The sequence below is a fragment of the Mycobacterium hippophais genome (assembly GCF_027529605.1).
Taxonomy (GTDB): domain Bacteria; phylum Actinomycetota; class Actinomycetes; order Mycobacteriales; family Mycobacteriaceae; genus Mycobacterium; species Mycobacterium arseniciresistens.
In genome coordinates this window covers 140,563-166,686 of record NZ_JAPZPY010000013.1, presented here as the reverse complement: position 1 = coordinate 166,686, position 26,124 = coordinate 140,563, and the positions used below count along the sequence as shown (strand labels likewise).

Sequence of the window (26,124 nt, the reverse complement as noted above, 5' to 3'; positions counted from 1 at the left end):
GGTGGCGGCGGCGCGCCCGGCGGCGGCGCGCCGTTGAGGAAGGTGTTGCCCCCGCCGGGCGGGGCGTCGGCGGGCGGCGGCTCGCCGGGGGCGGGCGCGGTGCCCTGCTGCGGTCCGTGCTGGGTGCCGTCGGACTCGCTGCCCGAGTCGCTCGAACTCGAGTCGTCGGTGGTTTGCGACGACGAATCCGACGACGAGCTGGATGAGGAGTCCGACGAGGAGTCCGACGACGAGCCCGACGAGGTGTCGACGGCGTCGGGGAACGGGATCGGCGGTAGGTTCAGCCGCTCCTCGGGGATGTCGGGCGGGGGCACCGGCGGCTGACCGTTGATCTGCAGCGGGCCCTTTGCACTGTTGAGCAGCGTCGACCAGCCGCCGTTACCGAGCGTCGCGCCGATGCTGCACGACACCTGATGGCTGCCCGCCGCCCAGCTGGGCAGCGAGATCGTGCTGTAGATCAGGGTCAGGGTGGTGCTGCGCAACTGGATCGGCGCCAGGTAGGCGTCGGTCATCCGGGTGCAGGCGTCCTTGATGAACGCGTCCTGCTCCGGCTCCGGCGGAAGGCCGCCGGGGAACTTCTCGGCCAGGTTCACCGAGCCGGTGACCTCCATCGCGTGCGGCGCCGCGCAGTCGACGGGGATGTCGGTCGGCTGGTTGGTCGACGGGTCGATGCCCAGGCAGGTGCCCGCAGGCCACACCTTGGACTGGTCGATCTCGGCGACCTTGCCCTGGAACGCCAGCTGCTGGTTGTTGGGGCCGGGCAGCTGCAGCCCGCACAGCATCCGCCGCTCGCCGTTCTGGCGCCATGCCTTGTCGCCGGACCACAGCATGCTGACGGTGAACCGGCTGTTCGGATCGAACCGCTGCCCGAGATAGCGACGCACCGCCGGCTGGCACTGCTCCTGGCTGATCTGCTGGATGCGCGCGGTCGACGGGGGCGGGGCCTCCGGGCCGTACTCGCTGCCCGGGAACGTGCGCATGTCGACCGACTCGGCCACCTCGAAGCGGTGCTCACTGCTGCAGTCGACGATCTCCGCCGCGTCCGGGGTACGGTCCGGCCAGTTCAGGCAGTCGCCGTCCTTGGCGTGGTTGAACGTGTCGTTGCCGCGCGGTCCCAGGCTGATGGCGCTGGCGTTCAGGCCCATGCCGTTGGCGCCCTCGCTGCGGGGCAGCGCGGTGATCAGCCCGGCGATCAGCAGACCACCCAGCGCCGTCAGCAGCAGGGCGCGACGGGTCGAAGCGGCCTGCAGACTGTGCCACCATGCCACCCGCTGTCCGGGCGCATCGGGCCCGTCGGCGAGCGGGTCGTGGTGCTCTGGTGCCTCCAACATCCGCTCCATTGTGACAGGCGTGTCAGGTGCTGTGACAAGTGATGCAGTTGTAACGTTATGGGGTTGTGTTGGGAGCCCTGTTCAGCGCGCTAGGTTGACCGGTGTGCCGGCACCCGACGAGGACATCGACCCGGCGCTGAGCGAGCTCGCCGGCCGCCTCTTCGACATGGCCCGCCGCGGCGACGCCGACACGCTCGCCGCCTACCTCGACGCCGGTGTGCCCGTCGATCTGACCAACGGCAAGGGCGACACCCTGCTGATGCTGGCGGCCTACCACGGCCACCCGCGCACCGTGCAGATGCTCGTCGAGCGAGGCGCCGACGTCGACCGGCCCAACGACAGCGGACAGACCCCGTTGGCCGGGGCGGTGTTCAAGGGCGAGGACGCGATCGTCGGACTGCTGCTCGACGCCGGCGCCGACCCGGAGGCCGGCGCGCCGAGCGCGGCGGACACAGCGCAGGTGTTCGGCCAGACCGGCTACCTCCAGATGTTCGCGGCCACCGGCCGAAAGTAGGGTTGGCACCCGTGATCGACCTCAAGCTGCTGCGCGAGAACCCGGACGTCGTACGAGCCTCGCAGCGCGCACGCGGTGAGGACCCCGACCTGGTCGACGCGCTGCTGCGCGCGGACACCGCCCGCCGTGCGGCGGTCTCGGCGGCCGACAACCTGCGCGCCGAGCAGAAATCGGCCAGCAAGCAGGTCGGCAAGGCGTCACCGGAGGAGCGGCCTGCGCTGCTCGACCACGCCAGGGCGCTGGCCGACAAGGTCAAGGCCGCCGAGGCGCAGCAGGCCGAGGCCGACGTCGCCGTCACCGCCGCGCACATGGCCATCTCCAACGTCGTGATCGACGGGGTGCCGGCAGGCGGCGAGGACGACTTCACGGTCCTCGAGACCGTCGGTGAACCGCCGCGCCTCGACGACCCGAAGGACCACCTCGAACTCGGCGAGGCGCTCGGGCTGATCGACATGGAACGCGGCGCCAAGGTTTCCGGTTCGCGGTTCTACTTCCTCACCGGCGCAGGGGCACTGCTGCAACTCGGGCTGATGCAGCTCGCCGTCCGGCTGGCCACCGACAACGGCTTCACCCTCGTCATCCCGCCGGTGCTGGTACGTCCCGAGGTGATGGCGGGCACCGGCTTCCTCGGCGCGCACGCCGACGAGGTCTACCACCTCGAGGCCGACGACATGTACCTCGTCGGCACCTCGGAGGTGCCGCTGGCCGGCTACCACGCCGACGAGATCCTCGACCTGTCCGCCGGGCCGCGCCGCTACGCGGGGTGGTCGTCGTGCTTCCGCCGCGAGGCGGGCAGCTACGGCAAGGACACCCGCGGCATCATCCGGGTGCACCAGTTCGACAAGGTCGAGGGCTTCGTCTACTGCCGCCCCGACGAGGCCGAGGCCGAACACGAGCGGCTGCTGGGCTGGCAGCGCCGGATGCTCGAGCTGATCGGCGTTCCCTACCGGGTGATCGACATCGCCGCGGGCGACCTCGGTTCGTCGGCCGCCCGCAAGTTCGACTGCGAGGCCTGGGTGCCCACCCAGCAGACCTACCGCGAGCTCACGTCGACGTCGAACTGCACCACGTTCCAGGCGCGCAGGCTGGCGATCCGCTACCGCGACGACAACGGCAAGCCCCAGATCGCGGCGACCCTGAACGGCACCCTGGCCACCACCCGGTGGCTGGTGGCCATACTGGAGAACCACCAACAACCCGACGGCAGCGTCCGCGTCCCCGAGGCGCTGGTGCCGTTCGTCGGCAGGGAGGTACTGGAACCGTGATCGAACTCGAACTCGACGAACTGCGTTCCTGGTTCGGCTTCGGCGTAGCGGGCAACTTCGCCGGTCACCTCGAACAGGCCGGCGAGGCAGTCGATTTCGTCAACGTGACCTCCGAAGGCGTTGCGCCCAAGGGCATCTTCCCCTGGTACGCGCCGGGCAGCGACGGATTCCTCAACGAGTTCCCGCTGTCGCACGACTCGATCATGTTGCCCGCCAGCGACACTCCGCTCAACCTGCAGATCGAGCCCGAGGTCGGGCTGGCCTGCCGGGTCAAGTGGAACGGCGACACGGTCGCGAGCCTGGAGCCGTTCGCACTCGGCGCGTTCAACGACTGCTCGATCCGTCGCCCCGGCGCACCCAAGATCAGCCACAAGAAGAACTGGGGCCCGGCCTCCAAGGGGGTGGCCGCGCAGTTCTTCGACATCAGCGACCTGACGCCGGACGGACCCACCGCGACGCTGCGGCTGGTCTGCTACCTGCGGGACGGAGACGGCAAGGAGCACGAGTACGGCGTCGACAGCCCGCTGCTCGGCTACTCCTACTACGGCGAGGTGCTGCTGGACTGGGTGGTCGAGCGGCTGGCCAACCAGAAGGGTTCGGCCGACACGCCGCTGGAGGATGTCGGCGCGCTGATGGTGGCGTCGGGGCACCCCGAGCACGTCCTGATCGGCATCGGCGCGACGCGCTACACCGAACTCGGCGAGTCGACGTTCCTGCAGGCCGGCGACCAGGCCATCGTCCGGGTCTACGACACCGAATCGGACACGGTGTCCGAACTCCGCCAGACCGTCTCGTCCCGCTGAAACCGGAGGCTGCCATGTCCTCGACGACGATCAGTGAGCTGTGGCGCTTCCCGGTCAAGTCGATGGGCGGTGGCCGGGTGGACCACGTCCGGGTGGACGCCCGCGGGGTGCACGCCGACCGGTTGTGGGCGGTGCGCGACCTCGACAAGGACATCACCGCGACGGCTCGGCGGATCCCCGCACTGCTTGGCTGCTCGGCCCGCTACGCCGAGGAACCCGGGCCCGACGCGGGCCCAGGCAACGCGCCGCCGGTGGTGATCACGCTGCCCGACGGCTCCGAGCACACCAGCGACGACCCGCGCATCGACGCGCTGCTCTCCGAGGTCGCCGGGCGGCCGGTGCGCCTCACGGCGTTGCCGCCCGCCGACGACACCAGCGCCCACCGGCTCTCGGTCCAGCAGAGCCGGGCCAACTTCGCCGCCGCGGAGGTCCGCCGCGACTTCGGCCTCGGCGAAACCGACCCGCTGCCCGACACGTCGGTGTTCACCACCCGGCAGGTGCTCACGCTGGCGCGCTTCTCGACGCCGCCCGGCACGTTCGTTGACCTCGGCGCGGTCCATCTGCTCAGCACCAACAGCCTGGCCGCGCTGTCGGCCGACGGTCCGCCCTACGACGTGCGCCGGTTCCGGCCGAACTTCCTGGTCGCCGTCGACGGGTCGGGCAGCGAGTTCCCCGAGGCCGAATGGACCGGCGCGACATTGCAGATCGGCTCGTCGACGCTGCGCGTCACCATTCCGACCATCCGGTGCGCGGTGCCGACCCGGCCGCAACCCGGGGTGGACACCGACCGGGCACTGGGCCGCAGGCTCTCCGACCGCACCAACCGCTTCCTCGGGGTGTACCTCGACGTCGCCACGCCCGGGATCGTGCGGGTGGGCGACGTGGTGTCCGTGCACCGGGCCGCACCGCCGGGACCGCTGCACCGCGCCGCGGCCGCGGCCGGACGCACCGCGAAGCGCCGGATGCAGCAGGTGCTCGAGGCGACGGTGCTGCGCGGACAGAACTGAATCGCCGCGGGTTTCACCGCCCCGGTGCCGGGTACCGCGACGGGACCCGACACGAGGAGTTCTGCGAATGCGAGCGATGGTCTACCGCGGCCCGTACAAGGTGCGGGTGCAGGAGAAGGAAATCCCGCCGATCGAGCATCCCAACGATGCGATCGTCAAGGTGCAGCTCGCCGCGATCTGCGGCTCTGATCTGCACCTCTATCACGGCATGATGCCCGACACCCGGGTCGGGATGACGTTCGGCCACGAGTTCATCGGCGTCGTGCACGACGTCGGCCCGTCGGTGCAGAACCTCAAGCCGGGCGACCGCGTCATGGTGCCGTTCAACATCTACTGCGGGTCGTGCTTCTTCTGTGCCCGCGGCCTGTATTCAAACTGCCACAACGTCAATCCCAACGCCACGGCCGTCGGCGGCATCTACGGCTACTCGCACACCTGTGGCGGGTACGACGGCGGGCAGGCCGAGTTCGTCCGGGTGCCGTTCGCCGACGTCGGCCCGGCGGTGATCCCGGACTGGATGTCCGACGAGGACGCGCTGATGTGCACCGACGCGCTGGCCACCGGGTACTTCGGCGCGCAGCTCGGCGACATCGTCGAGGGCGACGTGGTCGCGGTTTTCGGCGCCGGGCCGGTCGGCCTGTACGCCGCCGCGTCGGCATGGCTGATGGGCGCGGGCCGGGTGATCGTGATCGACCACCTGGAGTACCGGCTGGAGAAGGCCCGCACCTTCGCCCACGCCGAGACCCGCAACTTCGCGGAGTACGACGACATCGTCGTCGAGATGAAGAAGGCCACCGGCTATCTCGGCGCGGACGTGGTGATCGACGCGGTCGGCGCCGAGGCGGACGGCAACCTGATGCAGCATGTGGCCGCCGCGAAGCTGAAGCTGCAGGGCGGCTCACCGGTCGCACTGAACTGGGCGATCGATTCCGTGCGCAAGGGCGGGACGGTGTCGGTGATGGGCGCCTACGGGCCGATCTTCAGCGCGGTCAAGTTCGGCGACGCGATGAACAAGGGCCTGACGCTGCGGATGAACCAGTGCCCGGTCAAGCGCCAGTGGCCGCGGCTGTTCTCGCACATCCAGAACGGCTACCTCAAGCCCAGTGAGCTGATCACACACCGGATTCCGCTGGAGCACATCGCCGAGGGCTACCACGTCTTCTCCGCCAAACTCGACGGCTGCATCAAGCCGGTCGTCGTGCCCGCCGCCTGAACCGACCGAGCCGCGTGAGCAGGAGCATCCACATGACCTACACCGCCGACCACCCGCCCGTCCCGTCCTCGGAGGAACTGCGGGCCCGCATTCCCGGCTGGGGCGCCGATCTCGATCCGAAGGACCGGCCGTCGGTCCCGAAGCTGCGCTTCGAGGAGACCGGTGCGCACTGGGACTTCCCGGACCGCCAGCTCGAGATGCAGCCCCGTGAGCGGTCGATCGAGCACCAGTTCCTCACGCCGGTGTTCGGGACGTCGACGCCGCCGAGAGGACTCTCCGGAGCGATTCGCCGCTACTCCTACCGCAGGTTCAGCGAGGGTCGCGCCGCGCACTGGCTGCTGCTCATCCTCGGCGACCGGGTGGACGCGATCGAGAGCCATGCGCTGGCCCTGGTCAAGGGGCATCCGGACAATCCGATCACCGAGTCGGGCATCAAGACCGAGTTCACCTACAACGGCCTCGCGGCGCGCACCGGAACCCGGCGGGTCGACCGCAACCACGCGTGGATGGATCCGGTGCTCGTCGCCGGGCCGTGGGTGCTCACCGGGGTCCTCGGCACCCGCGCGGTCAGGCGGGTGGCGCGGCGGGTCAGGCGGTAGCCCGGTCCCAGATCCGCTGTGTCTGCGCCGCGACGCCCGCGTCGTGGGTGCGCTGGAAGTTCCGGCCGCCACGCTCGAACGTGGCGATGACGGACGGCGGCACCGCCGGCTCGGACAGCGGCGCGTCCACCCATCGGCAGGCCCGCACGTGCACGAGGTCGACGGCGGCCGCCTCGGCGGCGCCGTCGTAGCGGTAGGGACCGGTGATCCGGCCCAGCCGGAACAGGCCGTCCCCGTCGCGGGTCCACACGAACGAGCCCTCCTCGACGGCGGCGAACCGCTCGATGCGGCGCGCCAGCCGCTCGTCGTGCTGCTCGGCAGCCAGCCTCACCGCCGCCTCCAGATCGGCCGGCGCGGGCGTCAACACCCCGCCGAAGCCGCAGCGGGACACCGAGAACGCCCGGTCGAGGGCGGCCTGTGGATCCAGGTCGTCACGCCGCGACCGCATCGGCGCCCGGTAGACCGCGGTCAGCGCTGCCCCAGCAGGTCGTCGAGAATCGCGACCAGCGCCTCGGGGCGTTCCGGGGTGAACGCGGGACGCCACCGGTTGTCCTCGACGTCGAGGGTGACCAGCGTGCTCTTCAGCGGCCTGCGGACGTCGAGCGGCAACCACAGCCGCAGATCCGAACTGCCCCAGAGCCGGCAGCGCTGCAGCAGGTCCAGCGGACGCGCCTGGTAGCCGCGGATCGACCGCAGCGGGATGACCTTCGACGTGCCGGACGGGAAGTGGTAGCGGCGCAGGGTGATCGCGTACTGGTCGAGCTGCACCAGCCCGTCGTCGTAGTGCTGCTGCGGTGCGCTCACAGCACGCGGCTCCGCAGCTCGTGGCCCTTGGTGGTCAGGCACCGGCCGGTCTCGAGGTTCCACTGCCAGCCGTGCAGGTTGCAGGTCAGCGTCTTGCCTTCGACCACGCCGAACTTGGACAGGTCGGCCTTCAGATGCGGGCAGCGGCGCTGGAATTCGTAGCCGTCCATGGTGATCGACGCGGAGTCGTCGTGCGCCTCGGCGAACCACCCGTCGGCGTAGGCCACCCGCTCGTCGGTCAGGCATTTGAAGAACGTGTAGAGGTATTCGTTGTACCCGCCGACGCGCCACGCGGTGAACCGGGTGGACAGGAAGATGGTGTTCACCCAGTCCGGTTCGGCGTCGCGCAGCACGGTACGCACCAGCTCCGGCGCGATCTCGAAGCCGTACCGGAACTTCTCGTCCGGGATCGGTTCGCGGACAACCCGTTTCGGAAAATCGATCACGACGGTTTCGCGGCCCAGCCGCAACTCCACCGGATAGCCGATGCCGTCGCAGATCTGGTCGCTCTGCAGCATTATCGGCTCGAAGCGCGCCCGCAGCGGCTCGAGCAGCGGCTCGCCCTCGGCGGGCGCCCAGCCGGCCTTCTCGGCGGCCAGCACCGGCGCCATCCGCTCGGCGTAGGCCGCGATGTAGTCGGCCTTGCCGGTGGTGAAGATGGCCTCCACCTCGGCGTCGGGCAGCGGGTGGGTCAGCGAGTTCAGTTGTGAGCCGGTGAGATCCGCCGTCGAGCCGGGCATCATCAGCATGCCGCGGTCGTGGCCGTGCCTGCGCATCTGATCCAGGAACACCATCTGGTCGGGGAAGATGTTCGCAGGATCGCCGTGGTCGTCGTTGAGGTGGCGCAGCTCGGTGTCCAGGAAGCACGGCGGCCCCGCCGACGGCACCACCCACGTCGCCCCGACCTGGGCGATGTACTGCCGGCAGCGGTCCATCTGGCGCTGCCGCTTCTGGATGCCGAACGCCTCCTTGGCCCGGGCCGGCATGTCGTAGACCATCGGGTACCAGATCGCGCCGGAGAACTGCAGCATGTGCACGTCGATGTGGCCGAAGTCGGCGGCCAGCACGTCGAGGTCGACCGGCCGGGCGTCGTTCATGTTGAAGGCCACGGTCTCGCCGTCGTCGACCACCAGGCCGGAGTCGCCGATGGGCCCGTCGGCGGGCGCCCTCAGCGCGATGATCATCACACCGAGTTCGCCCTTGGGGCCGCTGATGTCGTGGCGCACCGAGTCGGTGGTCTCGAAGAACCGGTAAAAGCCGAGTTCCTCCAGTGCGCGGCGCAGGTCGGGTACCGGGTAGTCCGGCAGCAGGACCGTGGCGTCCTTGTTGACGTACGTGCGCAGGGTGTCCGGATCGAAGTGGTCTTTGTGCAGGTGGGAGACGTAGAGGTAGTCGACGTCGCCCAGCGCCGCCCAGTCCAGGCCGCTGTTGTCGGGGAACGGGAACCAGGAGCCGAAGTAGGCGGGGTTGACCCAGGGGTCGCACAGGATGCTGCCGGCACGTGTGTCGATCCGGAAGCCGGCGTGGCCGACGCTTGTGACCTGCACTGATGCCCTTTCCACGGGTGCGCTGTTCGGTATCGAGCTTAACGGGAGTGCGGCGCTTCGCCTGCCACGGCCGCAGGCGCGGGGACCGGCGCGCCGAGTGGGGGCCTCGCCGCGCACTACTCTGGCAACCGTGGAACCGGTATACGGAACTGTCATCCAGCTGGCCCGCCTGGCCTGGCGGCTTCAGGGGCTGAAGTTCACGGTCACCGGGGTGGAGAACCTGCCCGCGACGGGCGGCGCGGTGGTGGCCATCAACCACACCAGCTACTTCGACTTCACCTTCGCCGGCCTGCCCGCGTATCGGCAGAAGAAGGGCCGCAAGGTGCGGTTCATGGCCAAGCGCGAGGTGTTCGACCACAAGATCACCGGCCCGGTCATGCGCAGCCTGCGCCACATCGAGGTGGACCGCGACAGCGGGGCGGCGTCGTTCGACGCGGCCTGCGCGGCGCTGAAGGCCGGTGAGCTGGTCGGCGTGTACCCCGAGGCCACGATCAGCCGCAGCTTCGAGATCAAGCAGTTCAAGTCGGGGGCGGCCCGGATGGCCATCGCGGCGGGTGTGCCGATCGTGCCGCACATCGTGTGGGGCGCCCAGCGCATCTGGACCAAGGGCCACCCGAAGAACCTGTACCGGCCGAAGGTGCCGATCACCGTCGCCGTCGGTGAGCCGATCGAGCCGACGCTGCCCGCGCACGAGCTGACCGCGCTGCTGCATTCGCGGATGCAGCACCTGCTGGAGCGGGTCCAGGAGTCCTACGGCCCGCACCCGCCCGGCGAGTTCTGGGTGCCGCACCGGCTCGGCGGCGGTGCGCCGTCCCTGGCGGAGGCCAACCAAATGGACGCCGAGGAGGCCGCGGAGAAGGCCGCCGCGCGGGCCCGACGGAACGAGGAGCCGGGACCCGCCGGAGCGCCGGGGTAGCGCTCATGGAACCGGTGTATCGGACGTTGGAGTTCGCGGCCGCCACGGCCGTGCGCGCCACCGGGGCCCGGATCGGATTTCACGGCCTGGAGAACATCCCGGCGACCGGTGGCGCCGTGGTGGCGATCAACCACACGGGCTACGTGGACTGGCTGCCCGCGGGGCTGGCCGCACGCCGGCGCGGGCGGCGGCTGCGCTTCATGATCAAGGCCGAGATGCAGGACTTCCGCCTGGTCGGCTTCCTGATCAAACGGACCGGGACCATCCCGGTGGACCGGCGGGCCGGGGCGGGCGCCTACGCGGTGGCGGTGCGGCAATTGCGCGAGGGTGAGCTGGTGGCCGTCTATCCGGAGGCCACCATCAGCCGCAGCTTCGAGCTCAAGGGCTTCAAGACCGGCGCGGCCCGGATGGCGCTCGAGGCGCAGGTGCCGATCGTGCCGCTGATCATCTGGGGCGTCCACCGGTTGTGGACGAAGGATCATCCGAAGGCGCTGGGCCGCAAGAAGATTCCGATCGAGGTGTGTGTCGGTGGGCCGATCCCTCCGCAGGGCGACGCCACCGCGATGGAAGCCGCGATGCGGGAGTCGATGACGGCCCTGCTGGAACGGGTGCAGACGGAGTATCCCCATCCCGAGGGCGCATACTGGGTGCCTCGCCGGCTGGGTGGCACGGCGCCGACCCTCGAGGAAGCAGCACGCCTCGATGAGGCCGAACTCGCCGAGCGGGCCCGCAGGCGTGCCGAACGCGACGCCAGGAGCCGTAGATGACGCTGCCCGCATTGATCGCCACCGATGTGGACGGCACGCTGCTCGACGACGACGAGAAGGTGTCCCCCCGCACCCGTGCCGCCGTGCACGCCGCCGTCGCCGCCGGCGCGGTCTTTGTGCTGGCCACCGGGCGTCCGCCGCGCTGGATCCACCCCGTCGTCGACGGGCTCGGGCTGGCGCCGATGGCCGTGTGCGCGAACGGCGCCGTCATCTACGATCCGTCGACCGACCGGATCGTTTCCGCCCGCACGCTGTCCGCCGACGTGCTGGGCGAGCTGGCCGAGATCGCGGCCCGGGTGATCCCGGGCGTGGGGCTGGCCGTGGAGCGGGTGGGCCGCTCGGCCCACGACGCCGCGACGCCGCAGTTCGTCAGTTCGCCCGGCTACGAGCATGCGTGGCTCAACCCGGACAACACCGAGGTGTCGGTGGAGGACCTGCTCAGCGCGCCCGCGGTGAAGCTGCTGATCCGCAAGGCCGGAGCGCGCAGCGCCGACATGGTGGCGGCGTTGGCCCCGCACATCGGCCTGCAGGGCGACCTCACGTACTCCACCAACAACGGCCTGGTCGAGGTGGTGCCGCTGGGCATCAGCAAGGCCACCGGCATCGAGGAGCTGACACGCCCGCTCGGCCTGGTCGCCGGCGACGTGGTGACCTTCGGGGACATGCCCAACGACGTCCCGATGCTGCGGTGGGCCGGCCTCGGCGTGGCGATGGGCAACGCGCACCCGGATGCGATCGCGGCGGCCGACGAGGTGACCGCCCCCAACGTCGACGACGGGGTGGCCCGGGTGCTCGAACGCTGGTGGCTCTGAGTATCTACGGCTTTACGGGTCGATCGCGCGCGGCGCGGTGAAGCGTTCCAGCTGTACCGGCGGGTGGTCGGCGGACGGCGGCGGCAACTCGAGCGGCACCCCGTCGATCACCCGGGTGATGCTGCCCTTCTCCCGGTCGAAGTTGAGCGTGCCGTGCTGGAAGTTCTGCACGATCCACTGCGGTTCGGGGATCTCGGCGCTGGTGGGCAGACCGAGCGCGCCGCGCTCGAAGCCCAGTGCGCCCCAGGCGTCGTAGATCGCGCCCGCGACCGGGTTGGCGCCGGTGGACGGGGACCAGTAGACCGCGCCGCGCTGGAACCGGACATAGCGCGCGTCACCGGCGCCCGCGGCCTCCGGTGTGGTCGGTGCGCCGAGGGGTCCGGCCATGCCGCCCATCTGGTCCCAGCGGGCGAAGATCGCGCCGCCGCGCAGTGATTCGGCGAGGTCCTGAGGGCCGGGCGGCCGGTTGAAGCGGGCGGCGATGTCGCGCAGCTGGTTCATCGCCGCGTAGGCCGCGTTGCCGGGGCACTCGGTGTTGCCGACGTCGCGGTGGGTGAAGATCGCGGGCAGCCTGGGGGCGGCGCCGCGCGGGAAGTGGGTGAACGAGCCGCCCGCGGAGGTGAGCACGACGCTGCCGCGCGGGTCGACGCGGTCGAGCCCGAGTTTCCAGCCGAGCAGCCGGCCGGTGGTGCGCAGCTGGATGGGGGTGGGCGGCACCGTCTCGAAGTTGCCCATCATCGCCACTCCCCAGGTGTCGACGTTGAAGCCGCCGGTGTGGGAGCCCTCGACGGGACGGTCCATGCCGCCTGCCCGTCCCTCGAACACCTGCCCGTACTTGTCGACCATGGCGTTGTAGGCGACGTCGCACCAGCCCAGCGTGCGGGTGTGGTAGGCGTAGATCGACCGGACGATGCCCGCGGAGTCCTGCGGGGCGTAGTCGTTGCTGCCTGCGGTGTGGTGCACCACGCCCGCGCGCACCCGGCTGTCGTAGCGGGGCGCGCCGCACCGCATCGACTCGTCGGCGCCCCACTGGCCGCGGGAGATGACGTTGGGCGGCACGCCGGGTGCGGTGACGGCACCGGGCAGCGGGGCGAGGTCCACCGGCGCCTGCGGCGGGCTGATCAGCACCGCGTTGATGTTCTGGGCGAACGGCTGCTCGACCGTGGCGGGCAGGTAGCCGAGGTCGGCGTGCGGCTTGCCCTGCGGAACGGCGCTCGGCGGCGCGTCGAGCGGGCGCGTGACGGCGATCTGCACGGTCGTGGTGCGGCCGACGAACACCGGTTCGGTGCCGCGCACACCCGCCGACTCCTCGCCGACGCCGTCGAGCGCCTCGGCCTCGTACCAGGGGCCCCATGACCCGTCGGCCTTCTTGGCCCTGACGCGCGCCGAGGTGCCGGTCAGGTCGTCGGAGGTGAGGGCGACCATGGAGAACGGCGTGTCCTGGTGGACCTCGCGGATGGTCTCGCCGCCGCCGAGGCCGGCCAGCGGCTGTTCGGCCAGTTTGGGCGTCTCGATGCCGGGGGCGTCGTCGCGGTCACCGGGCAGGCCGTCGACCGCCAGCGGCAGCAGCAGCGCGGTCGCCGCGACCGCGGTGAAGAGGATCGACGGCGCAGGGCGGCGGGACAGCACGGACTGATGTTACGTATGTGTCAGTTGTTACCAGTGTTTCGACACGTTCAAACATCCGACGAAATTTTCGCGACCCCTGCAACGGCACCGCAGAGCATGGGCGTCTGCGGTGCCGTTCGGGGCCAGGTCTTATGCGGGTGGCGCGGGAGGCGCCGGCGCCGGAGCCGGTGGCGGCACCGCACCCTTCATCGCCGACGTGATCGCCGGCATCACCATGCCCTTGAGCAGATCGATGGCCTGCCCGGCACCGAGCTGGTTCGCGGCGCTCGAGAGATCGCCGATGATTCCCGTACTGCCGGTGCTGACCGGGCTGGCCGCGGCCAGCGACGGGTCACCCAGGATCGGGTAGCTGCCCAGCGCGGGATCGGCGATCGGCGCCGAGATCGGGATCTCACCCGGCAGGCCGAGTCCCGGAGTGCTCGAGATCGGGGCCAGCGCAGGGTCAAGGCCGGGCGTGGTCAGGCCCGGAGCGGCCGCCGGGCTGGTGAGCCCGGGGCTGGTCAGCGCGGGATTGGTCAGCCCCGCGTCGGCCAGGCCCGGCGCGGCCGCGGTCACCGGCGGCACGCTCAGGCCGGGCGTGGTCAGCCCCGGCGTGGTCAGTGCGGGCGTGGTCAGGCCGGGTGCCCCCGGCGCGGTCAGGCCCGGCGTGGTGAGGCCCGGCGTGGTGAGTCCCGGCGCGGTCAATCCTGGCGAGGCCAGGGCCGGAGCGGTCAGCGACGGCGAGGCCAGCGACGGGCTCGGGGTCGAACCGGTCAGCACGCCCGTGGGCGACGGCGGCAGGTTGATGCCGAACTGCGACAGGCCCTGGGAGAGCGCGCCGATCAGCTCGCTCGGGAGATCGGTGACCATCGCGGCCTGGACGAATTCACGGTGTTGGGGTGCGTTCCGGTCGGACAGGTCGGAAACGGCGATCACTGCGGCTGGACTTGCGACGGCCAGGGCGGCGAACGCGCTCATGGCTGTCGAGAGCTTGCGTCGACGTCTGTTCGGCACGAAAGTCTCCTCAATACATGGACTACATAAGGTCAGTGCTCGTGCGGTACCGGCGGGTGCCCGGCCGATGCGGGTGTCCGGCTCCCGACCATGTCCGAAGGTCCGGAGGCCGACGTGATCGATGGTACTGGTGTGACTACTGTGAATAGAGTGACGATATGGAATCGTGAGCTAATCGCGACCTTGCACCGCTGACACCGGGGCGGCGACGCGAGGGACGGTAGGACGGGCCTGCCGCCGGGGTCCGATACCCTGGCTGCCGATGACCGCTCCAGATTCCCGGGTAGCACCGGCCAGCCAGCCGGGGCGCGCCGGACACTTCGACCTGATCGTCGTCGGTTCCGGATTCTTCGGCCTGACCATCGCCGAGCGCGCGGCCACCCAACTCGACAAGCGCGTCCTGGTGCTCGACCGCAGGCCGCACATCGGCGGCAACGCCTACTCCGAGGCCGAGCCGCAGACCGGCATCGAGGTGCACCGCTACGGTGCCCACCTGTTCCACACCTCCAACCAGCGGGTCTGGGATTACGTCCGGCAGTTCACCGACTTCACCGGCTACCAGCACCGCGTCTTCGCGCTGCACAGCGGGCAGGCCTACCCGTTGCCGATGGGGCTCGGGCTGGTCTCACAGTTCTTCGGCCGCTACTTCACCCCCGACGAGGCGCGCGCGCTGATCGCCGAGCAGTCCGCCGAGATCGACACCGCCGACGCGCAGAACCTCGAGGAGAAGGCGATCTCGCTGATCGGGCGGCCGCTCTACGAGGCCTTCATCAAGCATTACACCGCCAAGCAGTGGCAGACCGACCCCAAGGAACTGCCCGCGGCCAACATCACCCGGCTGCCCGTCCGGTACACCTTCGAGAACCGGTACTTCAACGACACCTATGAGGGCCTGCCGGTCGACGGCTACACCGCGTGGCTGGAGAACATGGCCGCCGACGACCGCATCGAGGTACGGCTCGACACCGACTGGTTCGACGTCCGCGCTCGCCTGCGTGCCGAGAACCCGGACGCGCCGGTGATCTACACCGGCCCGCTGGACCGCTACTTCGACTACGCCGAGGGCAGGCTCGGGTGGCGCACGCTCGACTTCGAGCAGGAAGTGGTGGACACCGGCGATTTCCAGGGCACACCGGTGATGAACTACAGCGACCCCGAGGTGCCCTACACCCGCATCCATGAGTTCCGGCACTTCCACCCGGAGCGGGCGTACCCGACCGACAAGACCGTCATCATGCGGGAGTTCTCCCGCTTCGCCGATGACGACGACGAGCCCTACTACCCGATCAACACCGAGGCCGACCGTGCGCTGCTGGCCGCCTACCGCACCCGGGCCAGGGCCGAGACGGCTTCCGCCAAAGTGCTTTTCGGCGGCCGGCTGGGGACCTACCAGTACCTCGACATGCACATGGCCATCGCCAGTGCGCTCAACATGTACGACAACGTCCTGGCGCCGCACCTCCGCGACGGCGCCCCGCTGACTCAGAGCGAGAGCACCGAACAATGAGTGACATCCCCACCGGCGCACTGGATGCCGAGAAGCCCAAGTCGGTCAGCCTGCTGTCGCGGGTGATCCTGCCACGCCCGGGCGAACCGCTCGACGTCCGCAAGCTCTACATCGAGGAGTCGACCACCAACGCGCGGCGCGCGCATGCGCCCACCCGCACCACGCTGGAGATCGGCGCGGAGTCCGAGGTGTCGTTCGCGACGTATTTCAACGCCTTCCCCGCGAGCTACTGGCGGCGCTGGTCGACGCTCGACTCGGTGGTGCTGCGCGTCGAACTGGTCGGCAGCGCCCGCGTCGACGTGTACCGCTCCAAGGCCACCGGCGCGCGGATCACCGTCGGCGGTACCGAGGCGGTCAGCGCGGACGCCGACACCCCCGCGGTCGTCGAGTTCGAGATCGGCCTCGACCCGTTCGAGGACGGCGGCTGGATCTGGTTCGACATCACCACCAACGCCAGCGTCACGCTGCACAGCGCGGGCTGGTACGCCCCGACCGCCGCACCGGGACGGGCCAACGTCGCCGTCGGCATCCCGACCTTCAACCGGCCCGCAGACTGCGTCAACGCGCTCGCGGCGCTGACGTCGGACCCGCTCGTCGACGACGTGATCAGCGCGGTCATCGTGTCCGACCAGGGCACCAGCAAGGCCAAGGACCATCCCGGCTTCGCCGCGGCCGCCGCGGGTTTGGGTGACCGCCTCACTATTCACAACCAGCCCAACCTCGGTGGCTCCGGCGGATACAGCCGGGTGATGTACGAGGCGCTGAAGAACACCGACTGCGAACAGATCCTGTTCATGGACGACGACATCCGCGTCGAGCCCGACTCGATCCTGCGGGCGCTGGCGATGAACCGGTTCGCGAAGGTCCCGACGCTCGTCGGCGGCCAGATGCTCAACCTGCAGGAGCCGAGCCACCTGCACGTGATGGGCGAGATGGTCGACGCCGAGAACTTCATGTGGACCAACGCGATCAACACCGAGTACGACCACAACTTCGCGAAGTACGCGCTCAGCGACGAGGAGAGCCTGCGCAGCCGGCTGCTGCACCGCCGCATCGACGTCGACTACAACGGCTGGTGGATGTGCATGATCCCGCGCCAGGTCGCCGAGGAGCTCGGCCAGCCGCTGCCGCTGTTCATCAAGTGGGACGACGCCGAATACGGCCTGCGGGCAGGCGAACACGGCTATCCCACGGTCACCCTGCCCGGTGCGGCGATCTGGCACATGGCGTGGAGCGACAAGGACGACGCGATCGACTGGCAGGCCTACTTCCACCTGCGCAACCGCCTCGTGGTGGCGGCAATGCACTGGGACGGCAACATCTCCGGCCTGATCGCCAGCCACCTGAAGGCGACCATCAAACACCTTCTATGCCTTGAGTATTCGACGGTCGCCATCCAGAACAAGGCGATGGACGACTTCCTCGCCGGCCCCGAGCACATCTTCTCGATCCTGGAGTCCGCGCTGCCCGACATCCGCGCGATGCGCCAGCAGTATCCCGACGCGGTGGTGCTGCCGAGCGCGACCGCACTGCCGACGCCGTCGGACAAGCGGTGGCGCAAGAAGATCAAGATCCCCGTGGGTCCGTTCGCGATCGGGACGAGGCTCGCCGGGGGTGTCGCACACCAGCTCAAGGCGCACGATCCGGAACACCACCGCAGGCCGCAGATCAACGTCGCCACCCAGGACGCGCGCTGGTTCTCGTTGAGCAAGGTCGACGGCGTCACCGTCACCACCGCCGACGGCCGCGGGGTGGTCTACCGCCAGCGCGACCGGGAGAAGATGTACGAACTGCTGCGGGAGTCGCTGAAGCGTCAGGCGCTGCTCGCCCGCAGGTTCAACCGGATGCGCAAGGTCTACCGCGACGCACTGCCGGTGCTGGCGAGCAAGCAGAAGTGGGAAGAGGTCCTGCTGCCCAGCCTCGACGGTTCCGCAGAGGCGCAGCCCGCGGCCGCCGGCAAATGACGGAACCTCCGCGGGGCGAGGACGCCGCGCTGGTGGCCGTGCAGGCGGCGCTGGCCGGCCGGCCCGGCGTCCTGGCCGCCGCCCGCACGATGTCGCACTTCGGTGAGCACAGTGCGGGCTGGGTCGGCGCCGCCGCCCTCGGTGCGCTGCTGCAGCCGGCGCGCCGCCGGGCCTGGCTGACCGCCGGCGCGGGCGCGTTCGCGGCCCACGCGGCCGCCGTCGTCATCAAGCGGGTGGTGCGCCGCGAGCGGCCCCACCACCCGGCGATCGCGGTGAACGTCGGCACCCCGAGCCGGTTGTCCTTCCCCTCGGCCCACGCCACGTCGACCACCGCCGCGGCGGTGCTGCTCGGCCGGGTGTCCGGGCTGCCGCTGCCCGCCGTGCTGGTGCCGCCGATGGCGTTGTCGCGTCTCGTGCTCGGGGTGCACTACCCCAGCGACGTGCTCACCGGCGTGGCGGTCGGCGCGACGGTCGCCGAGGTGGTCTCCAGGATCAGCGAGCGTGACGGAGCGGACCGAAGATGAGTGGGCGGCCACATGAGTACCAGAATGTCTGAGGAAGCGGCGCCGGTGACCGGCCCGCCGAAGAACCTCGCCAGCGGCATCGTCAAGGCGCTGCGCCCACGGCAGTGGGTGAAGAACGTCCTGGTGTTCGCCGCGCCGGTGGCCGCCCTCGGCGACGACCGCTTCGCCTACGACTACCGCGTGGTCCTCGTCAACGTGCTGGTGGCGTTCGTGGTGTTCAGCCTCGGCGCGTCAGCGGTGTACCTGGTCAACGACGCACGTGACGTCGAGGCCGACCGGCAGCACCCGACCAAACGCTTCCGGCCGATCGCCGCGGGCGTGGTGCCCGAGTGGCTGGCGTACACGCTGGCCACAGTGCTGGCGGTGGCCTCGGTCGGCATCTCGTGGCTGGTGACGCCGAATCTGGCCCTGGTGATGGCGATCTACATCGCGATCCAGCTGGCCTACTGCTTCGGGCTCAAGCACCAGGCCGTCATCGACATCTGCATCGTCTCCTCGGGCTTCCTGATCCGGGCGATCGCAGGCGGTGTGGCCGCCGATGTGCCGCTGTCGCAATGGTTCCTGCTGATGATGGCGTTCGGGTCGCTGTTCATGGCGGCCGGGAAGCGGTATGCCGAGCTGCAGTTGGCCGAACGCACCGGCGCCAAGATCCGCAAGTCGCTGGAGAGCTACACCAGCAGCTACCTGCGCTTCGTCTGGACGTTGTCGGCCACCGCGCTCGTGCTCTGCTACGGGCTGTGGGCCTTCGAGCGCGACGACCTCGCCGGGACGTCGTGGTTCGTGGTGTCGATGATCCCGTTCACCGTCGCGATCCTGCGCTACGCGGTCGACGTCGACGGCGGGCTGGCGGGTGAGCCGGAGGAGATCGCCCTGGGCGACCGGGTGCTCCAGTTGCTTGCGGTGGCCTGGATCGGGACCGTCGGTGCGGCCGTCCTCTTCGGCTGAGCCCGCCGGTGCGCCGGCCCTGCGCCGGCCGGCCTTCCCGTTCGACGTGACCGCCCGCGTCAGCCTCTGGGTGGGAGTGGCGGTGGTGGCCGTGCTGTTCGGCTGGGGCGCCTGGCAGCGCCGGTGGATCGCCGACGACGGCCTGATCGTGCTGCGCACGGTGCGGAACCTGTTGGAGGGCAACGGGCCGGTGTTCAACGCCGGTGAACGCGTCGAGTCCAACACGTCCACACTGTGGACGTACCTGATCACCCTGGGTTCCTGGGTGGGCGGCGCCGTGCAGCTGGAGTACGTGGCGCTGTGGTTCGCGCTGGTGCTGTCCGTCCTCGGGGTGGCGCTGGCGATGCTCGGCGCGGGCCGGCTCTACGCGCCGAGCCTGCAGGGCCGCCGCGCCCTGCTGCTGCCTGCAGGCGCGCTGGTGTACATCGCGGTGCCGCCGGCCCGCGACTTCGCCACCTCCGGACTCGAGAACGGTTTGGTGCTGGCCTATCTGGGCCTGCTGTGGTGGATGATGGTGTGCTGGTCGCAGGCGCTGCGCAGCCGCCCCGCCGACGCGCCCGACGGCGACGCGGTGAGCCGGACCTTCGCCGCCGCACTGGCTTTCGTCGGCGGTCTGAGCGTGCTGGTGCGCCCCGAACTCGCGCTGGTCGGCGGACTGGCGCTGGTGATGTTGCTGATCTCCGCCCGCGGCTGGCGCCGCCGGGTGCTGATCGTCGCCGCGGGCGGCGCGCTGCCGGTGCTCTACCAGATCTTCCGGATGGGCTACTACGGGCTGCTCACCCCCAACACCGCACTGGCCAAGGACGCCTCGGGCGCCAAGTGGCCGCAGGGCTTCACCTACCTCGCCAACTTCAATGAGCCCTACCTGCTGTGGATTCCGGCCGTGCTGCTGGTGGCGCTCGGCGCGGTGCTGGTCGCCACCAGGTCGCGGCCGTGGTGGATCTCGCACCGGTCGCCGCGCGGGTACGGGTGGCTGGCCCGCACCGTGCAGAGCCCGCCGGCGGTGGTGATCTTCTTCGTGGTGAGCGGTCTGCTGCAGGCGATCTACTGGGTCCGCCAGGGCGGCGACTTCATGCACGGCCGGGTGCTGCTGACACCGCTGTTCTGCCTGCTGCTGCCGGTCGCGTCGATCCCGGTGGTGCTCCCTGACGGCAGTCGGTTCACCCGCGAGACCGGCTACCTGCTGGCCGCCGCAACCTCGGTGCTGTGGCTGACCGTCGCGGGATGGTCACTGTGGGCGGCGAATTCGCCGGGCATGGGCGCCGACGCCACCAGGGTGACCTACACCGGCATCGTCGACGAACGGCGGTTCTACGCCCAGGCCACCGGTCACGCCCACCCGTTGACCGCGGCCGACTACCTGGACTACCCGCGGATGCGCGCGGTGATCACCGCGCTGGACAACACCCCCGACGGCGCGCTGCTGCTGCCCGCAGGCAACTACGACCGCTGGGACGTGGTGCCCGCGATCCCGCCTCCGCCGCGCCCGCCCGACGCGTCGGCGGACTGGATCGACGAGCACCAGCCGCAGCACACCGTCTTCTTCACCAACCTCGGCATGCTCGGCATGAACGTCGGCCTCGACGTGCGGGTGATCGACCAGATCGGCCTGGCCAACCCGCTCGCCGCGCACACCGCCCGGCTCGAGGACGGCCGCATCGGGCACGACAAGAACTTGTTCCCCGACTGGGCGGTGGCCGAGGGCCCGTTCCTCAAGACCCGCCCGTACGTGCCGCCCTACCTCGACGAGGACTGGATCCGGCAGGCCGAGGCGGCGCTGAAATGCCCGGACACCGAAGCCGTGCTCAGCTCGATCCGCGGGCCGATGGGACCGCGCCGCTTCCTGTCCAACCTCGTGCACGCCGTCGGCTTCACCAGGTACCGCATCGACCGGGTGCCGCGCTACGAACTGGCCCGCTGCGGGCTCGCCGTGCCGGAGCCGATCAACCCGCCCTACACCGGCATGCCGGCGACCGGGCCCTGAGCTTGGGAATTTGTGATCGGCGCGGAGTTTCTGTTTGGGTAACGCCGCAGCCACCTCGCGACGATATGCAGGCAGGTGTGCTGCATTTCCCCGCCCACGACCGCCGTTCGCACGGCGCCGGCAGAAGTGAACGGACGGTAGGACCTTTGCGTAGGACCCCGGGTGCTGTCGCTGCGCGCGCTGCGCAACGACTGCTCGTGGCGCTGGCCGCGCTCGTCGTGCTGCCGGGGCTGGCCCAGGTGGCGGGCGCACCGCAGGCCGCCGCGTTCTCCCGGGAGGGCCTGCCCGTCGAGTACCTCGACGTCTACTCCACGGCGATGGGCCGCAACGTGCGCGTCGAATTCCAGGGCGCGGGATCCGGTTCCAGGGCCGTCTACCTGCTCGACGGGCTGCGCGCCCAGGACGACTACAACGGCTGGGACATCAACACCGCGGCCTTCGAGTGGTTCCACGGCTCCGGCGTCTCGGTGGTGATGCCCGTCGGCGGGCAGTCGAGCTTCTACACCGACTGGTACTCGCCGTCGACCTTCAACAGCCAGCCCTACACCTACAAGTGGGAGACGTTCCTCACCGCAGAACTGCCGCAGTGGCTGGCGGACAACCAGCAGGTGTCGACCACCGGCAATGCCGTTGTGGGGCTGTCGATGTCGGGCAGTGCGGCGCTGATCCTCTCGGCCTACCACCCGGCGCAGTTCCGCTACGCCGCCTCCCTGTCGGGCTTCCTCAACCCGTCGGCGGTGTTCATGCAGCAGGCGATCCGGGTGGCGATGCTCGACGCGGGCGGCTTCAACGTCGACAACATGTGGGGCCCGCCGTGGGACCCGGCCTGGAAGCGCAACGACCCGGTGGTGCAGGCGGACCGCATCGCGGCCAACGGCACCCGGCTCTGGGTCTACTGCGCGCCCGGCGGCGCCACACCACTGGACACCGGCGATCCCGGCCAGGCACTCAGCGCGACCAGCCTCGAGGCGACGGCGATCACCAGCAACAAGGCGTTCCAGCAGGCCTACACCGCCGCCGGCGGCCGCAACGCCACCTTCCAGTTCCCGCCCGCAGGCAACCACGCCTGGGGCTACTGGGGCGCGCAACTGCAAGCCCTCAAACCCGACCTGCTCGCGACCATCGGTGGTTGAGGGACGGGTCATGACATCGGTAAAGGCGCAGTTCAGAAGCGAATTCACGCACGGAAGAGAAATAGCCGGAGAGAGGTATCACACCGAGGTGTGGTTGACTACACGGGCAACGCGGCCTGCTCCGGTGGACACAGGCCGGGTTCGGCATTCGACAGATGGGATAGGTAAAGCATGAAGTTCGTTGGGAAGATGCGCGGCGCCTGGGCGCGCCGGCTCACGGTTGTGGCCTTGGCGGCCGCCGTGCTGCCCGGCCTGGTCAGTGCGGTCGGCGGCTCGGCGACTGCGGGGGCCTTCTCTCGTCCGGGTCTGCCGGTCGAGTACCTGATGGTGCCGTCCGCGGGTATGGGACGTGACATCAAGGTGCAGTTCCAGAGTGGTGGCCAGGGAGCGCCTGGCGTGTACCTGCTCGACGGCCTGCGCGCACGTGATGACTTCAACGGTTGGGACATCGAGACCAACGCGTTCGAGATGTACTACGAATCGGGCCTTTCGGTGATCATGCCCGTCGGTGGCCAGTCCAGCTTCTACTCCGACTGGTACGAGCCCGCCTGCGGCAAGGCCGGTTGCTCGACCTACAAGTGGGAGACGTTCCTGACCCAGGAGCTGCCCGCCTACCTGTCCGCCAACCACGGCGTGAACCCGAACCGCAACGCGGCCGTCGGTCTGTCGATGGCCGGTTCGGCCGCGATGACGCTGGCGATCTACTACCCGCAGCAGTTCCAGTACGCGGCCTCGCTGTCGGGCTTCCTGAACCTGTCCGAGGGCTGGTGGCCCATGCTGGTCGGGATGTCGATGGGTGACGCCGGCGGCTACAAGTCCGAGGCCATGTGGGGCCCGTCGAGCGATCCGGCGTGGAAGCGCAACGACCCGATGGTGAACATCGACCGGCTGGTCGCCAACGGCACCCGCGTGTGGGTGTTCTGCGGCAACGGCAAGCCTGCCGACATCAACGGCAGTGGCGTCGCGGCGGGTGACAACTTCAACGCGAAGTTCCTGGAGAGCTTCACGCTGCGGACCAACGAGACCTTCCAGGAGCAGTACATCGCCGCGGGCGGCAAGAACGGCGTGTTCAACTTCCCGCAGGCCGGTACCCACAGCTGGGAGTACTGGGGTCAGCAGCTCGGCCAGATGAAGCCGGACATCCAGCGCGTGCTGGGTGCCACCCCGGGCCCCGTCGCCGCTCCCGCGGCGGCTCCGGCCGAGGGCGGCAACTGATCTAGCGCGCAACGACCGACGCCGGCGGCGGCGATCCCTTCGGGGGTCGCCGCCGTCGGCCGTTCCGGGGTCGCCCGACCGGCCCCTTTCGCCGCGACCCCGGGGGCAGGTGTGATTCACTACCTGCGGCGGGGACAGCCGAGACGTGAGGTGGATGAATGGGTCGGTCACTGGTCCGGGGACTTCTGAGCGTGCTACTGGCCGCGGGCCTGTGGGGAGCCGTCGGCACCACGTCCGGCGCCACCGCGGGCGCCGAGCCCGTCGAGTACCTGATGGTGCCGTCGCCGGCCATGGGCCGCGACATCCCGGTGGCCTTCCAGGGCGGTGGACCGCACGCGGTGTTCCTGCTCGACGCGTTCAACGCCGCGCCGGACGTCAGTAACTGGGTGACCGCGGGCAACGCGATGAGCACGCTGGCGGGCAAGGGCGTCTCGGTGGCCGCGCCCGCCGGTGGCGCGTGGAGCATGTACACCAACTGGGAGCAGGACGGCAGCCGGCAGTGGGAGACCTTCCTGTCCTCCGAGCTGCCCAACTGGCTGGCGGCCAACAAGGGCCTGGCGCCGGGCGGGCACGGCATCGTCGGCGCCGCCCAGGGCGGCTACGGCGCCATGGCGATGGCCACCTTCCACCCCGACCGGTTCCGCTACGCCGGATCGCTGTCGGGCTTCCTGGCGCCGTCCCTCACCCAGATGAACGGCGCCATCACCGACGGGCTGGCCCGCTTCGGCGGCGTCGACATCCGCAACATGTGGGGTCTGCCGCAGCTCGGCCGATGGAAGTGGCACGACCCCGACGTGCACATCCAGCTGCTGATCAACAACAACACCCGGCTGTGGGTGTTCAGCCCCGCCACCCTGACATGCAGCGACCCGGCCGCGATGATCGGCTACTGCGACCAGGCCGCAGGCAGCGCGCGCACCTTCTACCAGCACTACCGGGGTAACGGCGGCAGCAACGGGCACTTCGAGTTCCCGGCAGGCGTGCAGCACGACTGGGGCAGCTGGTCGTCTCAGCTGGCCGCCATGTCGGGCGAACTGTCCAGCGTTCTGCGATAGCCGCCCTGAACGGCGAAACCGCTGGCCAGGAGTACTTTTGGGCAGCCGGTACCGTGGAGGGGTGCAACGGAGGAGCGAGCGGACGGCGAGGCGTGCGCTACCGACGCTGCTGATCCTCTCGGCGGTGCTGCTGGTCAGTGCCTGCGGGCTGACCGACGACCTGCGTGCGACCGTCGGGCTGCCGACCTCGGAGACCACCCCGGCCGGCGCGGACGCGCAGTCGGCGCGCAGCGCGCCGGACCTCACCGGGCCGCACGCCGACGCCGAACAGGGGCAGATGACGGTGACCGCGCAGCAGCGCGAGTACCTCGACGCGCTGGCCGAGGCCGGCGTGACGCCCTCGAGCGACCTGCTCGCGCTGTCCATCGGGTCGTACGTCTGCCAGGCCCGGGCGGCCCAGCAGACCGATCAGGCGGTGTGGGACTTCGTGGTCCCACTGGTGCGCAGCGACGTGCGCACGGCCGGGTCGGACACGGCCCACACCGCACGCGCCGACCTCGACACCGTGACCGCCGACTACATTCGCATCGCGACCGAACGACTCTGCTAGCAGGAGAACATGGCCAGGACATCGAAGAACCGCCGAAAACGGCACCGCATCCTCGCGCTCGTCGCCGCCGGGGCGATGGCGCTCGTCGTGGTGCTCGTGGTGGCGATCGTGGTGGTGGTCCTGCGCAAGCCGGACACCCCGGACACCGCCCTGCCGCCCAGCGCGGTGCCTCCGACCAGCGATCCCGGGACGCCCGGCGCCCGCAAGCCCCGCCCGGAGTTCCAGGACGCCAGCTGCCCGGACGTGCAGCTGATCTCCATTCCCGGCACCTGGGAGTCATCGGTGCAGATGGACCCGTTCAACCCGGTGCAGTTCCCGGCGGCACTGCTGCTGCGGGTCACCAACCCGCTGCGGGCCGAGTTCGGCACCGACCGGCTGGAGATCTTCACCGTCCCGTACACGGCGCAGTTCCACAATCCGTTCTCCGCGGACAAGCAGATGTCGTACAACGACAGCCGCGCCGAGGGCACCCGCGCCGCGGTCAAGGCGATGACCGACATGAACAACCGCTGCCCGCTCACCAGCTACGTGCTGGTCGGGTTCTCACAAGGCGCCGTGATCGCCGGCGACATGGCCAGTGACATCGGCAACGGCCGCGGACCGGTCGACCAGGACCTGGTGCTCGGCGTCGTCGCGATCGCCGACGGCAGGCGCCAGACCGGCGTCGGCCGCGAGGTCGGGCTGAACCCGCCCGGGGTGGGCGCGGAGATCACGCTGCACGAGGTCCCGACGCTGTCGACGCTGGGGCTGACGATGACCGGGCCGCGGCCGGGTGGCTTCGGTGCGCTCAACGACCGGACCTTCGAGATCTGTGCGCCCGGCGACCTGATCTGCGCCGCACCGGAGTCGGCGTTCTCGATCGTCAACCTGCCCAAGACGTTGCAGGTGCTCTCCGGAGGGGCGGGGCAGCCGGTGCACGCGATGTACGCCACCCCGCAGTTCTGGAACGAGAACGGCCTGACGGCGACCGACTGGACGCTGAACTGGTCCCGCGATCTGATCTCGAACGCACCGCAGCCGAAACATGGCTGATTTGTGACCGTGGCG

Annotated in this window: 25 protein-coding genes; 19 read left to right on the top strand and 6 right to left on the bottom strand. The window is 70.1% G+C overall.

Annotated elements, in window-relative coordinates:
• Positions 1 to 1,340: septum formation family protein (locus O6P37_RS23820; RefSeq protein ID WP_269896391.1), on the bottom strand; the 1,340-nt coding region annotated here is incomplete at its 3' end.
• Positions 1,341 to 1,497: 157 nt separating this feature from the next.
• On the opposite strand from O6P37_RS23820, the gene O6P37_RS23815 reads away from it, so the two are divergent.
• The 6 genes from O6P37_RS23815 (at position 1,498) to O6P37_RS23790 (ending at position 6,732) form a co-directional block, all read left to right on the top strand.
• The gene (locus tag O6P37_RS23815; protein WP_269896402.1) at positions 1,498 to 1,845 is read left to right on the top strand and encodes an ankyrin repeat domain-containing protein; all 348 of its coding nucleotides are present in this window, start codon (positions 1,498 to 1,500) and stop codon (positions 1,843 to 1,845) included.
• 11 nt (positions 1,846 to 1,856) lie between these two features.
• Positions 1,857 to 3,110 (top strand): serine--tRNA ligase, encoded by a 1,254-nt coding sequence (serS, locus tag O6P37_RS23810; protein ID WP_269896390.1) that lies wholly within the window; start codon positions 1,857 to 1,859, stop codon positions 3,108 to 3,110.
• Complete coding sequence (locus O6P37_RS23805) at positions 3,107 to 3,913, top strand: DUF5718 family protein (RefSeq protein ID WP_269896389.1); 807 nt, start codon at positions 3,107 to 3,109, stop codon at positions 3,911 to 3,913. Before serS ends, O6P37_RS23805 begins: the two co-directional genes overlap by 4 nt.
• A gap of 14 nt (positions 3,914 to 3,927) precedes the next feature.
• Positions 3,928 to 4,920 carry an MOSC domain-containing protein gene (locus O6P37_RS23800; RefSeq protein WP_269896388.1) on the top strand — a complete coding sequence of 331 codons (993 nt, stop codon included), beginning with the start codon at positions 3,928 to 3,930 and terminating at the stop codon, positions 4,918 to 4,920.
• A 67-nt stretch (positions 4,921 to 4,987) separates the two neighbouring features.
• Positions 4,988 to 6,133, top strand: coding sequence for a zinc-dependent alcohol dehydrogenase (locus tag O6P37_RS23795; protein ID WP_269896387.1), 1,146 nt, complete (start codon positions 4,988 to 4,990; stop codon positions 6,131 to 6,133).
• A gap of 32 nt (positions 6,134 to 6,165) precedes the next feature.
• The gene (locus O6P37_RS23790) at positions 6,166 to 6,732 is read left to right on the top strand and encodes a hypothetical protein (protein ID WP_269896386.1); all 567 of its coding nucleotides are present in this window, start codon (positions 6,166 to 6,168) and stop codon (positions 6,730 to 6,732) included.
• Here O6P37_RS23790 and O6P37_RS23785 read toward each other — a convergent pair.
• Genes O6P37_RS23785 through O6P37_RS23775 form a run of 3 tightly spaced genes read right to left on the bottom strand, consistent with a single transcriptional unit; the run spans position 6,722 to position 9,083 of the window.
• The gene (locus tag O6P37_RS23785) at positions 6,722 to 7,180 is read right to left on the bottom strand and encodes a GAF domain-containing protein (protein WP_269896385.1); all 459 of its coding nucleotides are present in this window, start codon (positions 7,178 to 7,180) and stop codon (positions 6,722 to 6,724) included. The genes O6P37_RS23790 and O6P37_RS23785 overlap by 11 nt on opposite strands.
• A 20-nt stretch (positions 7,181 to 7,200) precedes the next feature.
• The gene (locus tag O6P37_RS23780; RefSeq protein ID WP_264013677.1) at positions 7,201 to 7,536 is read right to left on the bottom strand and encodes a hypothetical protein; all 336 of its coding nucleotides are present in this window, start codon (positions 7,534 to 7,536) and stop codon (positions 7,201 to 7,203) included.
• The gene (locus O6P37_RS23775; protein WP_269896384.1) at positions 7,533 to 9,083 is read right to left on the bottom strand and encodes a Rieske 2Fe-2S domain-containing protein; all 1,551 of its coding nucleotides are present in this window, start codon (positions 9,081 to 9,083) and stop codon (positions 7,533 to 7,535) included. The genes O6P37_RS23780 and O6P37_RS23775 overlap by 4 nt, the downstream gene beginning before the upstream one ends.
• 130 nt (positions 9,084 to 9,213) lie before the next feature.
• Between O6P37_RS23775 and O6P37_RS23770 the strand changes: the two genes are divergently transcribed.
• Genes O6P37_RS23770 through O6P37_RS23760 form a run of 3 tightly spaced genes read left to right on the top strand, consistent with a single transcriptional unit; the run spans position 9,214 to position 11,578 of the window.
• Positions 9,214 to 9,999, top strand: coding sequence for a lysophospholipid acyltransferase family protein (locus tag O6P37_RS23770; protein WP_269896383.1), 786 nt, complete (start codon positions 9,214 to 9,216; stop codon positions 9,997 to 9,999).
• Between the two features lie 5 nt (positions 10,000 to 10,004).
• Positions 10,005 to 10,766 (top strand): lysophospholipid acyltransferase family protein, encoded by a 762-nt coding sequence (locus O6P37_RS23765; RefSeq protein ID WP_269896382.1) that lies wholly within the window; start codon positions 10,005 to 10,007, stop codon positions 10,764 to 10,766.
• Complete coding sequence (locus O6P37_RS23760; RefSeq protein WP_269896381.1) at positions 10,763 to 11,578, top strand: HAD family hydrolase; 816 nt, start codon at positions 10,763 to 10,765, stop codon at positions 11,576 to 11,578. Before O6P37_RS23765 ends, O6P37_RS23760 begins: the two co-directional genes overlap by 4 nt.
• A 12-nt stretch (positions 11,579 to 11,590) precedes the next feature.
• Here O6P37_RS23760 and O6P37_RS23755 read toward each other — a convergent pair whose 3' ends face one another.
• Positions 11,591 to 13,207 carry an N-acetylmuramoyl-L-alanine amidase gene (locus tag O6P37_RS23755; RefSeq protein ID WP_269896380.1) on the bottom strand — a complete coding sequence of 539 codons (1,617 nt, stop codon included), beginning with the start codon at positions 13,205 to 13,207 and terminating at the stop codon, positions 11,591 to 11,593.
• A gap of 129 nt (positions 13,208 to 13,336) precedes the next feature.
• Complete coding sequence (locus O6P37_RS23750; protein ID WP_269896379.1) at positions 13,337 to 14,200, bottom strand: hypothetical protein; 864 nt, start codon at positions 14,198 to 14,200, stop codon at positions 13,337 to 13,339.
• A 262-nt stretch (positions 14,201 to 14,462) separates the two neighbouring features.
• Between O6P37_RS23750 and glf the strand changes: the two genes are divergently transcribed.
• The 10 genes from glf to culp6 all read left to right on the top strand — a co-directional run bounded on the left by glf (position 14,463) and on the right by culp6 (position 26,109).
• Positions 14,463 to 15,707, top strand: coding sequence for a UDP-galactopyranose mutase (gene glf / locus O6P37_RS23745; protein WP_269896378.1), 1,245 nt, complete (start codon positions 14,463 to 14,465; stop codon positions 15,705 to 15,707).
• A complete protein-coding gene (locus tag O6P37_RS23740) occupies positions 15,704 to 17,671 on the top strand; it encodes a glycosyltransferase (RefSeq protein WP_269896377.1) in 1,968 nt (655 codons plus the stop codon). Before glf ends, O6P37_RS23740 begins: the two co-directional genes overlap by 4 nt.
• Positions 17,668 to 18,195 (top strand): phosphatase PAP2 family protein, encoded by a 528-nt coding sequence (locus O6P37_RS23735; protein ID WP_269896376.1) that lies wholly within the window; start codon positions 17,668 to 17,670, stop codon positions 18,193 to 18,195. Before O6P37_RS23740 ends, O6P37_RS23735 begins: the two co-directional genes overlap by 4 nt.
• Positions 18,196 to 18,219: 24 nt before the next feature.
• Complete coding sequence (locus O6P37_RS23730) at positions 18,220 to 19,140, top strand: decaprenyl-phosphate phosphoribosyltransferase (protein WP_269896401.1); 921 nt, start codon at positions 18,220 to 18,222, stop codon at positions 19,138 to 19,140.
• On the top strand, positions 19,118 to 21,124 hold the full coding sequence (gene zomB, locus O6P37_RS23725) for a flagellar motor control protein ZomB (RefSeq protein ID WP_269896375.1): 2,007 nt from the start codon (positions 19,118 to 19,120) through the stop codon (positions 21,122 to 21,124). The genes O6P37_RS23730 and zomB overlap by 23 nt, the downstream gene beginning before the upstream one ends.
• Before the next feature lie 191 nt (positions 21,125 to 21,315).
• The gene (locus O6P37_RS23720; RefSeq protein WP_408633240.1) at positions 21,316 to 22,257 is read left to right on the top strand and encodes an alpha/beta hydrolase; all 942 of its coding nucleotides are present in this window, start codon (positions 21,316 to 21,318) and stop codon (positions 22,255 to 22,257) included.
• Between the two features lie 171 nt (positions 22,258 to 22,428).
• Positions 22,429 to 23,472, top strand: coding sequence for an esterase family protein (locus tag O6P37_RS23715; RefSeq protein ID WP_269896374.1), 1,044 nt, complete (start codon positions 22,429 to 22,431; stop codon positions 23,470 to 23,472).
• A gap of 158 nt (positions 23,473 to 23,630) precedes the next feature.
• A complete protein-coding gene (locus O6P37_RS23710) occupies positions 23,631 to 24,527 on the top strand; it encodes an alpha/beta hydrolase-fold protein (protein WP_269896373.1) in 897 nt (298 codons plus the stop codon).
• A gap of 61 nt (positions 24,528 to 24,588) precedes the next feature.
• A complete protein-coding gene (locus O6P37_RS23705) occupies positions 24,589 to 25,077 on the top strand; it encodes a DUF732 domain-containing protein (RefSeq protein ID WP_269896372.1) in 489 nt (162 codons plus the stop codon).
• Positions 25,078 to 25,086: 9 nt separating this feature from the next.
• A complete protein-coding gene (culp6, locus tag O6P37_RS23700) occupies positions 25,087 to 26,109 on the top strand; it encodes a carboxylesterase Culp6 (RefSeq protein ID WP_269896371.1) in 1,023 nt (340 codons plus the stop codon).
• The last annotated feature ends 15 nt before the right edge of the window (positions 26,110 to 26,124 follow it).

Bases quoted from the DNA above. Each gene is read 5' to 3' on its own strand.
- glf (WP_269896378.1), top strand. From the start codon at position 14,463: ATGACCGCTCCAGATTCCCGGGTAGCACCGGCCAGCCAGCCGGGGCGC.
- O6P37_RS23740 (WP_269896377.1), top strand. From the start codon at position 15,704: ATGAGTGACATCCCCACCGGCGCACTGGATGCCGAGAAGCCCAAGTCG.
- O6P37_RS23790 (WP_269896386.1), top strand. From the start codon at position 6,166: ATGACCTACACCGCCGACCACCCGCCCGTCCCGTCCTCGGAGGAACTG.
- culp6 (WP_269896371.1), top strand. From the start codon at position 25,087: ATGGCCAGGACATCGAAGAACCGCCGAAAACGGCACCGCATCCTCGCG.
- O6P37_RS23730 (WP_269896401.1), top strand. From the start codon at position 18,220: ATGTCTGAGGAAGCGGCGCCGGTGACCGGCCCGCCGAAGAACCTCGCC.
- O6P37_RS23765 (WP_269896382.1), top strand. From the start codon at position 10,005: ATGGAACCGGTGTATCGGACGTTGGAGTTCGCGGCCGCCACGGCCGTG.
- O6P37_RS23710 (WP_269896373.1), top strand. From the start codon at position 23,631: ATGGGTCGGTCACTGGTCCGGGGACTTCTGAGCGTGCTACTGGCCGCG.
- O6P37_RS23815 (WP_269896402.1), top strand. From the start codon at position 1,498: ATGGCCCGCCGCGGCGACGCCGACACGCTCGCCGCCTACCTCGACGCC.
- O6P37_RS23715 (WP_269896374.1), top strand. From the start codon at position 22,429: ATGAAGTTCGTTGGGAAGATGCGCGGCGCCTGGGCGCGCCGGCTCACG.
- O6P37_RS23760 (WP_269896381.1), top strand. From the start codon at position 10,763: ATGACGCTGCCCGCATTGATCGCCACCGATGTGGACGGCACGCTGCTC.
- O6P37_RS23800 (WP_269896388.1), top strand. From the start codon at position 3,928: ATGTCCTCGACGACGATCAGTGAGCTGTGGCGCTTCCCGGTCAAGTCG.
- O6P37_RS23795 (WP_269896387.1), top strand. From the start codon at position 4,988: ATGCGAGCGATGGTCTACCGCGGCCCGTACAAGGTGCGGGTGCAGGAG.
- O6P37_RS23785 (WP_269896385.1), bottom strand. From the start codon at position 7,180: ATGCGGTCGCGGCGTGACGACCTGGATCCACAGGCCGCCCTCGACCGG.
- O6P37_RS23735 (WP_269896376.1), top strand. From the start codon at position 17,668: ATGACGGAACCTCCGCGGGGCGAGGACGCCGCGCTGGTGGCCGTGCAG.